The sequence below is a fragment of the Vreelandella zhaodongensis genome (assembly GCF_013415115.1).
Taxonomy (GTDB): Bacteria; Pseudomonadota; Gammaproteobacteria; order Pseudomonadales; family Halomonadaceae; genus Vreelandella; species Vreelandella zhaodongensis.
Genome location: NZ_JACCDD010000013.1, coordinates 1 through 15,258, shown reverse-complemented (window position 1 = coordinate 15,258; position 15,258 = coordinate 1). Strand labels below are relative to the sequence as shown.

Here is a 15,258-nt window from a genome sequence, read left to right as displayed (position 1 = left end):
ACGATCTTCGCCCTCACGATCCAGTACTGATTCCAGGGATTCCAGCCACTCCGTGGTTTCGAGCGGATCGAGATCTTCTCTTGTCTCCAGACTCATAGAGGTCTCTCCGAATGACGATAAATGACAATGAGCCCCGCCACCCCTTAGGGCCTGGGGCGGCTGCGGTGTTGTTTAGCCACCACAGGCCAGTAAAACGCCGACGCCTAAGCGCCGTGCAGGGGTTTTCGTTCTATATTCAACAAGCTACGTTCTTTTCGATGTAGTAAAGCTACATAATTGTCGTGAAAGTTAGCCTTTTGTATATGCGAAGATACCGCAAAGTCGTCACTCTGCCAATTCCAGCAAGCGCTAAAAGGCTATCGAAAACAAACTATTGCACCGCAACATAACGTTTCTATCGTATTTTAGACGAGCCTACTAACGGCCCCAACATGTAGTTAAACTACCGTTTTATTTACTTACGTCTGAAGCACTTAATTAGATTTTTTAATTTTCTTGAGCTGGCTTATTCATCTAATCCAGTGCGCCTAGCTGCTGCTGATAATAGGCCCAGTCAAAGGCTGGCCCTGGGTCTGTTTTACGTAATGGTGCTACGTGAGCATGACTTGTGATCCGCGTCTTATCCAACAGTGGATAGCGTGAAAACAGCCATTGAGTCACCGCTACCAGCGTTCGATATTGCGCGCCAGTAAATGGAGTAGCATCATCACCTTCTAGCTCTATTCCCACCGAAAAATCATTTAATACCGCTCGCCACTCCCTTTGACGTGGATCAAACCAGGATGAACGTCCTGCGTGCCATGCGCGATGATCCGTATCAACAAACTGAACGCATTGGCCATCTCGACGAATTAGAAAGTGTGCTGACACCCTAAGATGGGAAATTTCAGCAAAAAAAGGGTGCTCCTCAGAAACTAAACGGTTCGTGAACAGGGCTTCAATGGCATCGCCGCTAAACTGCCCCGGTGGCAAGCTAATGGCATGGATAAGTAGCAGCGATACCTCGCCATTGGGGCGTTGATCATAATTAGGCGATTCCACTTGCCGTGCCATTGACCACAGGCCACCAGAGATTACTCTTTTCATTACGCGAACACTCTCCTCTACGTTGGCGCTCTCTTTCACTATAATGCTTATCACACTTGATGACGCTCAGAGAACGCAACACCATGCATTATGAAAACGCTCTTGCCGAAGAAATCCGCGCCAGCGCTGCTCGCCTTCTGGCGGAAGATGTTGGGCCTGGCGATATTACGGCGCAGTTGATTCCAGAGAACCAGTGGGCAACTGCCAGCATTATCACACGCGAGCCAGCGGTACTTTGTGGCGCTGCCTGGGTCGACGAAATTTTTCGACGCCTCGATAACCGCGTTACGCTACGCTGGCAAGCAGCAGATGGTGACCTTCTTGAAGAAAATCAGTGCTTTTTGGAACTGGAAGGCCCTGCTCGAAGCTTGTTGACGGGAGAGCGCGCAGCGCTGAATATCCTACAAACACTCTCCGCTACCGCGACCACCACACGCCGTTACGCCGATTTAATCGAAGGAACAGGCGTACGCTTATTAGATACCCGAAAAACGCTGCCAGGTATGCGCCTAGCCCAAAAATATGCCGTCACGTGCGGTGGTGGTCACAACCACCGTATTGGCCTGTGGGACGCCTTTTTAATCAAGGAAAACCATATTGCTGCCTGCGGCGGCATTCAAGCCGCCGTATCCCAAGCGCGCAAGCTCGCAAGCGATCTTCCTGTCGAAGTGGAAGTTGAAACATTCGAAGAATTGGATCAGGCACTGGCGGCAGGGGCGGACATTATTATGCTCGATAATTTCGCATTAGAGGATTTACATGTTGCTGTTGAAATAAACGGCGGACGAGCAACGTTAGAAGCCTCTGGTAACGTCAGTGCTACAACATTAAAAGCGATCGCAGAAACCGGCGTTAACTGCATTTCCAGTGGCGCACTTACCAAGGACATCACTTCGATCGATCTTTCGATGCGTCTTACCCATACGTTTGATGTCTGAATGCCGTCTATGTTTCTACCGCATTGAGCTGTTTCACTAGGCGATAGCGCTTTAATCGTTCACCACTGCGCTCTACCCACTGTTCGCCGAGGTTTGTAAAGCCTCGGCGTAAAAGTCGTTCGTAAAGCACTGCACTCGCCTCAATTTCGACGCGCGAAACACCCTGTTCGAGTAACATACGCTCAGCGTGAACAAGCAGTGTGGTGCCAATCCCGCGGCCTGTTAATGAAGGCCATACATACAGCGTTTCGATGCGCTTAGCAGCCAAGTCAAACTCCAAAAAACCCACGCACCGTCCGTCACAGCTCGCCACTAGAGTGGTGTAGAGCGCTTGACGCGCAGCCCAAGCGCTTGCCTCTCGGGGAAGCGCACTTGCCCAAGCATGTCGCTCTTCCACACCGTAATGGGCAGCCGCTCCCTGCATGACAGCATGATAAAATACTTCGGCCTGGTCCGCTGCATCTCGGGCAAACCCGGCACGGTAGGTTACTCTTGGCGTAGGCGTTGCTTCGACCACATCGCTATTAAGCATGTATTACCTCTAAATTGTTCATTGCTTGCCTACTTCATGTACGTCTGCTTTATACTTTGGTTTCACTTATACGCACAAGGTATGTAATGCGCGATACCCCTATCAATGAGTCATTTACACTTACCCCCATAGGCTACATCGAAAGTGACTACCCTGATAAGTTTGGCGTGCCTCGTCAACCAGGGTTAGCAACAGCCGCGAAAGCAACGTTAGTGCTAGCGCCCCCCTTTAACACTCCCTTGTGCGTGCGTGGATTAGAAACATTTAGTCACTTGTGGCTCAGTTTTATCTTTCATCGTAGCCCCCAGGAGTGGACACCTCTTGTGCGCCCGCCTCGATTGGGCGGCAACAAAAAAACTGGGGTATTCGCCAGCAGAAGTACGCATCGGCCTAACCGCTTAGGGCTATCGCTCGTTGAACTGATAAACGTTAACACCCAGGACGGGGTTCGCTTACTTTTGAAAGGAGCCGATTTGGTAACCGGCACGCCAGTGGTAGATATCAAGCCTTATTTACCATGGGCAGAAGCGCTACCCGATGCACGCTCAGGCTTTGCTCCAGCGCCACCGCCATTTTATCCGGTCGAATTTTCGATGGCGGCAGAGTCTGCGCTTCATGCGCATGCCGATGGTGATAACTTACGCTCACTGATTACCCAGGTGATCGGACAAGATCCAAGACCCGCCTATCATCAAACTGGATCGACAAGGGACTATGGTATGCAGCTAAGAGATATTAATATTTGTTTTCAAGCACAGAAAATGAGTAACGACAGCACCGTTATGTACATTACCGATATTCAAAAAGCCACTTGAGGCTGAGGAGAGTAGCTAATCGACGCCAACATTAGCGTATTAATCGAGTGCACAGTAAGGTAGTTTCATTGTAAACCGGCTGCCTTTACCAAACTCACTTTCGCAGTTAACTAACCCGTCATGCTTATCTGCCACGGCTTTAACTAACGCCAACCCCAGCCCGTGGCCTTTCGCCATTTCTCCTTCATCACCACGTTGAAAACTTTCAAAAATAGAATCAATATACTCCGGCATAATGCCAACGCCGTTATCCGAAACTTGCAACACAACCCACTCCGTTTCTTTAAAAACAAGCACCTTAACGTCACCCCCAGAAGGCGTATACTTCACAGCATTCTCAATTAAATTAAAAGCTGCCCTAGCAAGGTATCCTTTATCTCCCATTACAGGAGCACCATCTTCATCCTGAAGGTCACTGACTACCTTAATATTTTTAACTTTTGCAATAGGATAGACTTGATCCAACACTTCCATAACAACATCTTCAAACAAAACAAACTCTTTATCGAAGACAAATGATTTCACTCTCGTCAAGTCTATAAAATCATTAATCATTCCCAGCCCCATCGTTAGGCACTGGTCTAAATATTGATAAAAAGTGGTTTGAGAAACGGCTGACGCAGGATCCTTTTGCGCTTCCAGTAATGCTAATGCTCTAGCCTGCGGAGCTTTCATATCATGTGAGAGAAAGCTCAACATACTGGAACGCTGAGTTTCCGCTTCTATATCACTGGTTAAGTCAACCAGCCATATCAACCAGCCACCCGCAACACTATGCGTAGTACTAGATAGTTCTCCCATTTCAAAACGGTAGGTACGGCCTTTATTGTCAGTGCACAAACCACCAGCCTTCACGCTACTAATATCGCTAATATCTCCAAACTGTGGTGGCCATAATGATGAGAACCCTTGATGCTCTTCAAATGTTAACACTGATGGTAGCTTTTCAATGTGGTCAATAACGCTTTGCCCTGCCTCCCAGCAGATCACCATCGCCTTTTTATTTGCCAGCAACACCTCCCCTTTTTTGTTTAGTACGAAAATAGGAAGTGGCAATGAATGCATTGCATCAAGAATAAACCGACGTCCTTCTACTATACGCCCTAATGCAAACTCCAAAGCCTGAGACTGCTGGTATAACTTCCCACCTTCACTGCGAATATTACCAGGCTCTCTAAATGGTAAAATAGACGGCTCCTGATACAACAATTCAAGCTCGCGCTTGAACCAAGCCAGCAGGGCAGCCTGGCTTTGCCAAACAATAGTAAAAAACGCAATACAAAGCGCTATCAAACTAGCAGAGGGTGGCCACCACCACCTAAATCCTAAAGCCACTAAAGAAGCTAGTAACACACTTACACTAAGCAGAACCACCACAACAAGCAGGTATTGAAAACGCAACCACCATGCCAACAGCATTAAAACAATAATTGGCACACTCGCCAAACTTGCACCCAACCAACTATCAACATTACGAATATACGTTTCACTTCTCAATGCATCGAGTAAATGAGCATGTATTTCCACCCCCGGCATCAAACCTGGAGATAGTAAGGACACATTGTAGCGATCCCCTAAGCCAAGTGCCGTCATGCCCACTAAAACGGTGCGATCCCGTAATAAGGATTCAGGCACATACCCCATCAACACATCCTTGTAAGACACCGTCGCGTAAGAGCCGGCTGGGCCACGAAAAGGTATTCTTATCGGTGTAGACGGCCACTCTACGCGCTTATCACTTGCCCATTCGCTCTCTGCAACAATAGCCATTAACTGCGGCAACGTTCTTCCTTCGCGCAATTCTGATAGCTTAACCGACCTGGCAACACCGTCAGCATCAAGTGCAACGTTAATATGCCCAACCCCTTTGGCAGACGAGAGAAGAGGAGCTGTCGGCATGAGTACCCCTGGCATGCCATCTTGAGATAAATACTCAGAAAGAACCGCACTGGGGAGATAAACATTCCCATGATCCTGCATCGCATTTGCTAGCAGCGCATCTTCTTCGGGGTAACGGCTTGCTTCAACTAGCAAGATATCCAAAACGATAGATTGAACACCAGCCATATCTAATTGCTCAATGAGCTGGGCATGTACATCTCGCGACCAGGGCCAGCGCCCTAGTGTTTGTAAACTAGGCTCATCAATCGCGACAATCAATATATCGGCAGAGGGGGGGGCTGACTGGCGTGATAGCCAGGCATCGTAGAAAAAATTATCAGACAGCAAGGGAGATAGGCTATGAAGAAAAAAAGCAATGGGCAGTAACAAGCCGCCCATTGCACACCATGTCATGACAAAGCGCCGGTGTAATGCTGACGATAGAGTACTGCTACCCAGGGCCATTGAGCGTCCCAGCATCTATCACTTCCGTCACTCCCGTACGCTCGTTTTCGCTAACAACACGCCAATACACTACGCTTTCAGGCAGGCGGCTTACCTTCAAAGGGCCTCGGTGTTTCGCTTCATAGTTCAAAAGTATTGTACTAAATTCACTGTCCTCCGCCAGTTGGAGACGATATGTTTGCTGGGCAAGATAAGCCCACTCAAATATCCACGCGCCCCCCTCCCGAACAACAGAGACCCGATGATCGTTATGAAGCACCACAAACGCCGCACTGCGCCCTTCAATCCCCAATTCATCAACGGCTGACACACGCAGATGATAAAACCCTGGCATAAGCCCAGTAAAACTGTGCTGACCATCACGCGAGCGTTGCTCTTGCAGTATATTTAAAAAATCAGGATCATCTGCTATCTGCGCCCGATACGTTGCACCCGGTCTTGGTGATAAGACATTAGCCTGAATACCATCAGGTGCAAACGAAGTAATCTGCACGTCATCTGGTGGCGGCAAGAGTGGAACAACACGAATATCACCAGCTGTGCTGATACGAGCTCCTTCATCGCGGCTAACTGAGGCTTGCTCAGCGCTAATTCGGCTTTGAGCAGAGACATTGCCATCATAAACAGCCGTCAACAAAGTATTATCTACGTAACGGGCTCGAAAATGGGTGCCACGCACGCCTAAAACGCCCGCATTTGTTTCTATGTTATAAGCCCGCCGCTGAGTTCGGTTGGGCGGTACATAAGACTCAACCTCACCCTCCTCTAGATAAAATGTGATGCCTCGCTCCCCTTCTCGTTGCAATACGACACGCGAATTAGATGGCACAACGGCTCTTGCGCCATCACGCATTTGTAACGTGACCGAAGAACCGGCACCGGTTTGTACGGTGGCACCTACATGAACCGTATCGCCTCTCGTCAAATGAATCTCATTAGCCTCCTCAACTATCCATACTTCACCTGAACGATAAAGCACCGTTAATGGGAAAGGATCAAAAGCACCTAGATCAACAACGGTGTTTGGCTGAAGCTTGGTAGGTTGCGAGATGGTGTTTAATTGCTGTAAGAGAGGCCATTCATTAGGCGTACCATAATAGCGTTCGGAGATATCCCACAGCGTATCGCCCGGCACTACGCGATGGTAACCATCAGACGGCTCAGACGCATTGACCGATGTGCCCAACATCAAGATAGCGCTAACCAGAGCCGCATAATGTAAAAAGGTCTTTTTACCGCTCTTGTAGCGACTTTTATAGCGACGCATTGGCGCTTTAATTAGCAGACTAACGCATCTTTTCATAACGCCACCCTTTTTACGCATTGGCATACCCACTTCATATATTTATTATCCAATAGAGGCTCTATTACTGCACACCAATGTCATTCAATAAGCGTATTGGACACCCATCCTAAAGTAGGTACACCTTCATGCTGAAAATAGACCTGACTCCATCCTTCCATACTCCCAAGAACATGGACAGGTGTACCTCTTGTCAGCGATGCAACACGGTCGAAGTCAGTACTTGCTCCACCACGAATATTAACGGTGCTTCCAGCAATCTTCTTCTCTTCCAAGTTAGGCAGACTAGCAACAATATTTTCTTTCGCTAACTCATTGCCGCCTTGAGCCGCCATAACAAACCAGAAAACCGCCCACGCGTGGTTGCGATCCACGCCTTGTCCCCTGGCATGCATCGCACCGAGATTATTTTGCGCGAATGGGTCATTTTGTTTAGCCGCACGCTCGTACCATTCAAACGCACGACTATAGCTTTGTTCTACGCCTCGGCCTGTTTCATAAAGGCTACCGATATTATTTTGTGCGGCCACATGTCCTTGTTCAGCAGCTAACTCGAACCAACGTGCTGCAAGCCGAGGGTCTTCATCAACACCTAAGCCTTCAAGGTACATTAACCCTAACTGGAACTGAGCGGCGACATCTTCCGCCTCTGCAGCTTTCTCAAGCCACTCTACTGCGTCTGCAGGCCCTTTACCTTCAATTTCTTCGCGTAAAAACAACTCAGCAAGACGTACCTTAGCATTAATTTCACCGTTATCTGCCGACAAACGGTACCACTTATAGGCCTCGTCCCTATCTTCGCTCACCCCTTGCCCACGCTCGAACATCATACCTAACGCAAACTGAGACTCCCCGTCACCACGCTCGGCAGCCGTTCGCCACTCGTGAATGGCAGAGGCATAGTGGCCACGCTGGTACTCCTCAAGTCCCGCCTCATAGTTGGCACTGGCTAGCGCGCTAGCCCCTAAAAAAACCAAACCAATCAAGGGTAGCAATTTCATATTCTGCTCTTCCTTCACAAAAGCCCGGTAAGCTCTCGCTTACCGGGCATTCAACGGTGTTCAGCATTCCTTCAACGAAGGGGCTACTTCACTGGTGTCACCGTCTTAGTCACTTCTGCCAGTATACGAGCATAAGTATTGCGTGCTGTCTGCGTAATCGCCAGCTGGTCTTGTAAACGCTGCAGTTCGTGATCGGTAACGCGCAGGTTCTGCAACTGCTCGCGCCCCTGCTGACCAAGGCTTTCAAGCGTATACTCTTTACCATCTATAGTGACCGTTGGCTGTGCTACTTGGTCGCCAACGGCAACCGCCGATTCGCTCTCATTAGCAGTCACTTCATTTTTATTGGCTTCGCTTTTATTAGCTTCACTTTTGCTCGCGGCTCTGCTTTTTGCTGACCCTGTCGTGCGCTGCTTGCTCATAAGAAACCACCTCCGAGACTAATCTGAATCATCATTAAATACTAAGATAGTTATTTAAATAAGCGGTTAGGAATCTTCTTCCACAGCCTCTTGCGCAACTGGCTCATCTTCCACCGCTTCAATAGCGTCGCCTTCTTCTGCTGGCGTACCAATACGCTCATGGGTCAGCACACATAGCACACCTGTGCGTGTATGCTGAATCTCAAAATTTGTATCGCAGTAAAGCGCCATGGTGTTCAAGACACGGTTTTCTAGTATCAAAGGGTTTTGCAGGTCACTTTCGTTGATCGCGAGTCTCGCCAGGAACATCCCACCTTCGGGACACCCTAGCGCTTGCTCATCACTCGCAGCCACACACACCGTGCTTTGGTCAATGTTCCTGTTGGAAGTTGCTTCCTCTTGCTGCTCTGCCATAACTCCCATACTGAACACAGATAAGCCAACTGCCGCCACAACTGCCGCTACGAATGTCGTAATATAGCCAACATACTTCATTATTTAAGTTCCTAATTTTCAGTTTTTAAAAAGCAGGGATAGCATCGTATCCCCACCGTTAATAGTTATCTGTAGTACCAGTTCGCTAGATAAGCAACTAACGAGCTGTCTCAGTAACTGTGATTTCCACCCGTCTATTCGGCCTCAAACACTCAGTAACGCTTGGTGTTGCTGTCCTGCCAGGACACTCTACAACAGGATCTGCCATACCACGACCGGCTGTTGTAATGCTCGAACGGCTAACGCCCTGACTAGCCATATGGCCTCCGACCGTCTCAGCGCGAGAGTTAGATAACGCAAGGTTATAAGCCTCACTACCAAAACGGTCCGTATAGCCAATGATCAACACCTTCGGACTCACAAAATCATTCATGATGGTTTGAGTTACCTGGTCAACAGCGCGACGTCCCTCCAGCGTTAACGTATCGCTATCGAAGTCAAACAAAACATCTCCCGAAAGTGTTAGCTTCTCTTCACGTGGCTCAGCGGCAATCTCCTCCACCTCGATTGGCACTAATAGTGCCGGACACTGAGCATCACGCCAGCGAGTGCTTTCTAACGCCATATCGTTGTCATAGTGCACTTGGTATTGGCAGGTAATGTACTCATTTCCATTACCTGTATAGAGATTGAAAACATAGTTCCACTCCCTAACACCAAAGAACCCTTCCGCGTAATGGGGGTTGCCGATCAACTGGCGTACTTGGTCTTTCGTCTGACTTTCCCTGATACGCAAAATGTTCTCAGGGTCAACAAACTTGCCACCGTCGTACCAGTTGCCCGCCAACGCAGGAAAGCCATCTCCTGCTTCACGCAGCTCCGTACGGTCATTATTGGGCGGACTAGCGCAACCCGCCAGAACGAGAACGGCGGCTACACTGGCGGCCCCAAGGGCCGCCTTTGTCATCATGTTTTTACTCAGTTTCTTCACGTCGTTCTCCTTTACCAGTGCCAGCCAGCGCCAACACCAGCGCCGAAGTTGCTTTGTGAATCGCCCGTCACCTTGCCCTGGATAACCCAACGGCCATTATCTGAGAGACGCGAGACACCCACCGAGACCGCGGATTCACCACCGTAGGTACCCGCCCCTACACCTACCATGCTCTTACCGGGCATCCAGGCTTGCGGCACCGTAGACGCCGCTATCGCACTGGCAGAGCCAGCATTAGCATTGCGTTCAACGCTATCAATACGGCCATGGACATTGTTGATCTCATTGGAGAAACGCTGCCCCAACTCGTTCATCTGACCCACATTAACCGCATCAGTCTCATTAACGCCTGGCGCTACGTTGGTGATGGTAGTGCCTTCCTCGCCTTTCAGCGTGATAGTGCTGTAATCAACATTGCCGTCTGCATCACGATCATAGTTCACCGAGCCACGCTGAACGGCGTCCAGCTGGCGAACGTTAACCGCATCAGTATCTCGAGTACCGCCCGCCACATTGGTGATCTGGCGTTCGTTACCCTCACTACCCACAGACACAGCACCCTGAGTAGAAGCGACCGACTCATTAGAGAAGCGCTCACGCTCACCGTTCATCCCTTCACGATCAGCAACGGAGCCCGCACCGAGTGCAACGCTGCCTTCAGCATTGGCCTGTGCACCGGCACCCGATGCAACGCTACGATCGCCTGCAGCAACGCTGCTTGGCCCCATGGCAATACTGTCAGTACCTTGCGAATCAGCCGCTGGGCCATCGCTATTAGCGCGGAAGTACTTAGAACCACCTTGCTCAATATTGGTGATCTGATTACTCACTTCCCACAGCTGACTACCGTTAACTGCATCCGTGCTGTTCTGAGCGATGTCACCTGGTGCCACATTAGTTATCGTCGTACCACCATCGCCTTCCAGGGTAATCGTGTTGTAGTCAACACTGCCGTCGTCGTTGCGGTCATATTTCACCGCACGGTCATCCAGATCCGCCAAGTTATTGGTGATATTGCTGATATCGCCCTCGACATTGGTAACACGGTTGTCTAGCACACCGACCGCCTGGTTAGTGGCATACAATTGGCTGCCGTTAATCGCATCTGTGCTCTCAGCCGACACTCGGCCTGCCGCCACATTGGTCACCGTGCGCTCAGCACCGGCGCTACCAACGCTGACAGTCGCTACCGGCGAGGAGCCTGCAAACTGATACGTCTGACCAGCAATCTCTACCGAAGCGGTGCTTACCGCCTCGGCGGTGCGAGCCCCTTCACCCAACGCTACGCTACCTTGATGCGAGGCAATGGCGTCGTAGCCCATCGCCAGTGCACGATCTGCTGTGGCACGCGCATCGTAACCAACGGCTGTGGAACCTTGCCCTTCGGCAAAAGCGTCGCTCACGGCAAGGTCACTATCGTTAGTGCGCACGTAGCGAATACCGCGACCGTTATTGGTTACATATTCGTTACTTATATCGCCAGTAACATTAGTAACAATGCTTTCTAGCTGATAAAGCTGAGAGCCATTGATCGCATCTTTGCTATCAGCCGATACCGAACCATCAGCCACATTAGTGATTTTGTTATCACTCATGTCGATGCCATCGCCACTGATAACCGGACCATCTTCACCTACAGCAATGCTATTACCGATCTTAAGATCGTCGCTCAGCGCCAGTTCAAGCGTCTGCTCATCGGTCAGCTTGGTGATAATGTTGCTGTTACCTTCATCATCAGCTTCGCCCACGATGTCCAAACGATCGCCCAAACGGCGTTTCGTGTCGTCACCTTCATTGGCCCCAAACGTCAGCGGATTGTTCGAAATCAACTGATCGCCAGCACTGTCAACGTAATCCTTATTGACAATATGAGCACCTTCGGTGATGTCACCGGTGTAAGTGACATTGCCATCACTGTTCGCGAAGAAGTTATCGCCCAACTTAGTCTCACCAGTCACAGTAAGATTGTTGCTGGAGATACGATCGCCATTGATGGTGGTATCGCCAAGGGTAATGCCTTCGTTGCTAATAAACGTGCCACCTAGCGTGATGCTTTCCAGATCTGTCAGGTTCTTAGCCATCACTAAGTTCAGCTGTTTACTATCACTGTCGACACGCAGGTTAGCCCCTGTGGCATCAGCATTTCTTGCCAATTCACCAGAGATAGTCAGAGTTTCGTCCAATCGCTTGGCGACTCTTTCGCCAGTATTGCCTGCGAAGTAGATCGGACGATCTGCTAACTCACCAATACTACCGTCCAGGTAATTCTTATTGACGATATGGTCGCCTTCGGTGATGTCGCCGCTGTAGGTGACATTGCCTTCGTTGTTAACGAAGAAGTTGTCTCCCAGACGGGTCTCACCTGCAACCGTCAGATTCTTATTCACCGTCATGTTGTTGGCGGTGATGCTGTCACCATCAATGAAGGTGTCGCCCACAGTGATGCTATTACCGATCTTGAGATCGTCATTCAGCGCCAGTTCGAGGGTCTCTTCGTCGGTCAGCTTGGTGATGATGTTGCTATCACCTTCCGCATCTTCCTCACCCACGATGTCAAGACGGTCACCCAAGCGGCGATCGGTGTCACCACCTTCGTTAGCGCCAAACGTCAGCGGCGTGTCGCCCAATTCGGTCACTGAGTTATCCACGTACTGCTTGTTAGTGATGTGGTTGTTCTCAGTCACTGGGCCATCGTAGAACGCTTCGTTGTTCACGATTGAGAAGCTATCACCTAGGTAGGTATCACCTTGCACCGTCAGGTTTTCGTTGATGGTGGTACTACCCGCAACCGTCAGGTTCTCGTTCAGGAACGTATCACCTTCAACGGTCAAGTTCTCGTTCACCGTCATGTTGTTGGTGGTGATGCTGTCACCATCAATGAAGGTGTCACCGACCGTGATGCTATTACCAATCTCCAGGTCGTCATTCAGCGCCAGTTCGAGGGTCTCTTCATCGGTCAGCTTGGTGATGATGTTGCTGTTACCTTCCGCATCAGCCTCTCCCACGATATCCAGACGGTCGCCCAAACGACGCTCAGAGTCGTCACCTTCGTTGGCACCAAAGGTCAGCGGCGTATCGCCCAACTCGGTCACGCTGTTATCAACGTAGCTCTTGTTGGTGATGTGGTCGCCTTCGGTGACTGGGCCATCGTAGAACGCTTCGTTGTTCACGATTGAGAAGCTGTCGCCCAGGTAGGTGTCACCTTCCACCGTCAGGTTTTCGTTGATGGTGGTGCTACCCGCTACCGTCAGGTTCTCGTTCAGGAACGTGTCGCCCTCAACGGTTAAGGTCTCATTCACCGTGACGTTGTTGGTGGTGATCTGGTTGCCATCAATCAGCGTTTCGTTGATCGTCAGGCTACCGTCTTCACCCAGGTCGATGTTCTCGGCCAGTTGGATGTTGAGCGTGTCTTCACCATCAGCCACCACGCCGATGTTGCCTTCGGTCAAGCCGCCTTCAGCACCACCTTTTACGTTGGTCTGCTCACCCAGGCGACGCTCGAATGACTCGCCGCTGTCGCCAGCGAAGGTCAGCGGCGTATCGCCCAACTCGGTCACGCTGTTATCAACGTAGCTCTTGTTGGTGATGTGGTCGCCTTCGGTGATATCACCCGTGTAAGTGACGTTACCTTCGTTGTTGACGAAGAAGTTGTCACCCAGGCGGGTCTCGCCTTGTACCGTCAGGTTCTCGTTCACCGTCATGTTGTTGGTGGTGACGCTGTCACCATCAAGGAAGGTGTCGCCCACGGTGATGCTGTTGCCGATCTTGAGATCGTCATTCAGCGCCAGTTCCAGCGTCTCTTCATCGGTGAGCTTGGTGATGATGTTGCTATCACCTTCCGCATCTTCCTCGCCCACGATGTCCAGACGGTCGCCCAAACGACGCTCAGAGTCGTCACCTTCGTTGGCACCAAACGTTAGCGGCGTATCGCCCAACTCGGTCACGCTGTTATCAACGTAGCTCTTGTTGGTGATGTGGTCGCCTTCGGTGACTGGGCCATCGTAGAACGCTTCGTTGTTCACGATTGAGAAGCTGTCGCCCAGGTAGGTGTCACCTTCCACCGTCAGGTTTTCGTTGATGGTGGTGCTACCCGCTACCGTCAGGTTCTCGTTCAGGAACGTGTCGCCCTCAACGGTTAAGGTCTCATTCACCGTGACGTTGTTGGTGGTGATCTGGTTGCCATCAATCAGCGTTTCGTTGATCGTCAGGCTACCGTCTTCACCCAGGTCGATGTTCTCGGCCAGTTGGATGTTGAGTGTGTCTTCACCATCCGCCACCACGCCGATGTTGCCTTCGGTCAAGCCGCCTTCAGCACCACCTTTTACGTTGGTCTGCTCACCCAGGCGACGCTCGAATGACTCGCCGCTGTCGCCAGCGAAGGTCAGCGGCGTATCGCCCAACTCGGTCACGCTGTTATCAACGTAGCTCTTGTTGGTGATGTGGTCGCCTTCGGTGATATCACCCGTGTAAGTGACGTTACCTTCGTTGTTGACGAAGAAGTTGTCACCCAGGCGGGTCTCGCCTTGTACCGTCAGGTTCTCGTTCACCGTCATGTTGTTGGTGGTGACGCTGTCACCATCAAGGAAGGTGTCGCCCACGGTGATGCTGTTGCCGATCTTGAGATCGTCATTCAGCGCCAGTTCCAGCGTCTCTTCATCGGTGAGCTTGGTGATGATGTTGCTATCACCTTCCGCATCTTCCTCGCCCACGATGTCCAGACGGTCGCCCAAACGACGCTCAGAGTCGTCACCTTCGTTGGCACCAAACGTTAGCGGCGTATCGCCCAACTCGGTCACGCTGTTATCAACGTAGCTCTTGTTGGTGATGTGGTCGCCTTCGGTGACTGGGCCATCGTAGAACGCTTCGTTGTTCACGATTGAGAAGCTGTCGCCCAGGTAGGTGTCACCTTCCACCGTCAGGTTTTCGTTGATGGTGGTGCTACCCGCTACCGTCAGGTTCTCGTTCAGGAACGTGTCGCCCTCAACGGTTAAGGTCTCATTCACCGTGACGTTGTTGGTGGTGATCTGGTTGCCATCAATCAGCGTTTCGTTGATCGTCAGGCTACCGTCTTCACCCAGGTCGATGTTCTCGGCCAGTTGGATGTTGAGTGTGTCTTCACCATCCGCCACCACGCCGATGTTGCCTTCGGTCAAGCCGCCTTCAGCACCACCTTTTACGTTGGTCTGCTCACCCAGGCGACGCTCGAATGACTCGCCGCTGTCGCCAGCGAAGGTCAGCGGCGTATCGCCCAACTCGGTCACGCTGTTATCAACGTAGCTCTTGTTGGTGATGTGGTCGCCTTCGGTGATATCACCCGTGTAAGTGACGTTACCTTCGTTGTTGACGAAGAAGTTGTCACCCAGGCGGGTCTCGCCTTGTACCGTCAGGT

Annotated in this window: 12 protein-coding genes; 2 read left to right on the top strand and 10 right to left on the bottom strand. The window is 50.8% G+C overall.

What is annotated here, in order from left to right; genetic code table 11:
* Together HZS79_RS17000 and ampD are read right to left on the bottom strand one after the other, a co-directional pair.
* Positions 1-96, bottom strand: a 96-nt coding sequence (locus HZS79_RS17000) for a pyruvate dehydrogenase E1 component-related protein (protein WP_503658111.1), incomplete at its 3' end; no start/stop codon positions are given.
* A gap of 417 nt (positions 97-513) precedes the next feature.
* Positions 514-1,086, bottom strand: coding sequence for a 1,6-anhydro-N-acetylmuramyl-L-alanine amidase AmpD (ampD, locus tag HZS79_RS16630; protein ID WP_162220039.1), 573 nt, complete (start codon positions 1,084-1,086; stop codon positions 514-516).
* A gap of 83 nt (positions 1,087-1,169) precedes the next feature.
* Between ampD and nadC the strand changes: the two genes are divergently transcribed.
* Positions 1,170-2,024: a carboxylating nicotinate-nucleotide diphosphorylase gene (gene nadC / locus HZS79_RS16625; RefSeq protein ID WP_162220038.1), complete on the top strand. Its 855-nt coding sequence runs from the start codon at positions 1,170-1,172 to the stop codon at positions 2,022-2,024.
* Between the two features lie 7 nt (positions 2,025-2,031).
* On the opposite strand, the gene HZS79_RS16620 is transcribed toward nadC, so the two are convergent.
* Positions 2,032-2,556, bottom strand: coding sequence for a GNAT family N-acetyltransferase (locus tag HZS79_RS16620; protein WP_162220037.1), 525 nt, complete (start codon positions 2,554-2,556; stop codon positions 2,032-2,034).
* An 86-nt stretch (positions 2,557-2,642) separates the two neighbouring features.
* Here HZS79_RS16620 and tsaA point away from each other — a divergent pair, with 86 nt between their 5' ends.
* Positions 2,643-3,371 carry a tRNA (N6-threonylcarbamoyladenosine(37)-N6)-methyltransferase TrmO gene (gene tsaA / locus HZS79_RS16615; RefSeq protein WP_179928409.1) on the top strand — a complete coding sequence of 243 codons (729 nt, stop codon included), beginning with the start codon at positions 2,643-2,645 and terminating at the stop codon, positions 3,369-3,371.
* A 39-nt stretch (positions 3,372-3,410) separates the two neighbouring features.
* Here the strand turns inward: tsaA and HZS79_RS16610 are convergent, their stop codons facing one another.
* The 7 genes from HZS79_RS16610 to HZS79_RS16580 form a co-directional block, all read right to left on the bottom strand.
* Positions 3,411-5,666: a CHASE2 domain-containing protein gene (locus HZS79_RS16610; protein ID WP_179928408.1), complete on the bottom strand. Its 2,256-nt coding sequence runs from the start codon at positions 5,664-5,666 to the stop codon at positions 3,411-3,413.
* A 37-nt stretch (positions 5,667-5,703) separates the two neighbouring features.
* A complete protein-coding gene (locus tag HZS79_RS16605; protein ID WP_162220034.1) occupies positions 5,704-7,020 on the bottom strand; it encodes a FecR family protein in 1,317 nt (438 codons plus the stop codon).
* Positions 7,021-7,100: 80 nt separating this feature from the next.
* On the bottom strand, positions 7,101-8,021 hold the full coding sequence (locus tag HZS79_RS16600) for an SH3 domain-containing protein (protein WP_162220033.1): 921 nt from the start codon (positions 8,019-8,021) through the stop codon (positions 7,101-7,103).
* An 83-nt stretch (positions 8,022-8,104) separates the two neighbouring features.
* On the bottom strand, positions 8,105-8,443 hold the full coding sequence (locus HZS79_RS16595; RefSeq protein WP_202932497.1) for a DUF6447 family protein: 339 nt from the start codon (positions 8,441-8,443) through the stop codon (positions 8,105-8,107).
* Between the two features lie 66 nt (positions 8,444-8,509).
* Complete coding sequence (locus HZS79_RS16590) at positions 8,510-8,938, bottom strand: hypothetical protein (protein ID WP_162220032.1); 429 nt, start codon at positions 8,936-8,938, stop codon at positions 8,510-8,512.
* Positions 8,939-9,035: 97 nt separating this feature from the next.
* The gene (locus HZS79_RS16585) at positions 9,036-9,869 is read right to left on the bottom strand and encodes an OmpA family protein (RefSeq protein WP_179928407.1); all 834 of its coding nucleotides are present in this window, start codon (positions 9,867-9,869) and stop codon (positions 9,036-9,038) included.
* A gap of 11 nt (positions 9,870-9,880) precedes the next feature.
* The coding region (locus tag HZS79_RS16580) for a YadA-like family protein (RefSeq protein WP_179928406.1) at positions 9,881-15,258 on the bottom strand (5,378 nt) is incomplete at its 5' end.

Excerpts from the sequence above, each read along its gene's own strand:
- ampD (WP_162220039.1), bottom strand. The coding sequence starts at position 1,086 with ATGAAAAGAGTAATCTCTGGTGGCCTGTGGTCAATGGCACGGCAAGTG.
- nadC (WP_162220038.1), top strand. The coding sequence starts at position 1,170 with ATGCATTATGAAAACGCTCTTGCCGAAGAAATCCGCGCCAGCGCTGCT.
- HZS79_RS16620 (WP_162220037.1), bottom strand. The coding sequence starts at position 2,556 with ATGCTTAATAGCGATGTGGTCGAAGCAACGCCTACGCCAAGAGTAACC.
- tsaA (WP_179928409.1), top strand. The coding sequence starts at position 2,643 with ATGCGCGATACCCCTATCAATGAGTCATTTACACTTACCCCCATAGGC.
- HZS79_RS16610 (WP_179928408.1), bottom strand. The coding sequence starts at position 5,666 with ATGACATGGTGTGCAATGGGCGGCTTGTTACTGCCCATTGCTTTTTTT.
- HZS79_RS16605 (WP_162220034.1), bottom strand. The coding sequence starts at position 7,020 with ATGAAAAGATGCGTTAGTCTGCTAATTAAAGCGCCAATGCGTCGCTAT.
- HZS79_RS16600 (WP_162220033.1), bottom strand. The coding sequence starts at position 8,021 with ATGAAATTGCTACCCTTGATTGGTTTGGTTTTTTTAGGGGCTAGCGCG.
- HZS79_RS16595 (WP_202932497.1), bottom strand. The coding sequence starts at position 8,443 with ATGAGCAAGCAGCGCACGACAGGGTCAGCAAAAAGCAGAGCCGCGAGC.
- HZS79_RS16590 (WP_162220032.1), bottom strand. The coding sequence starts at position 8,938 with ATGAAGTATGTTGGCTATATTACGACATTCGTAGCGGCAGTTGTGGCG.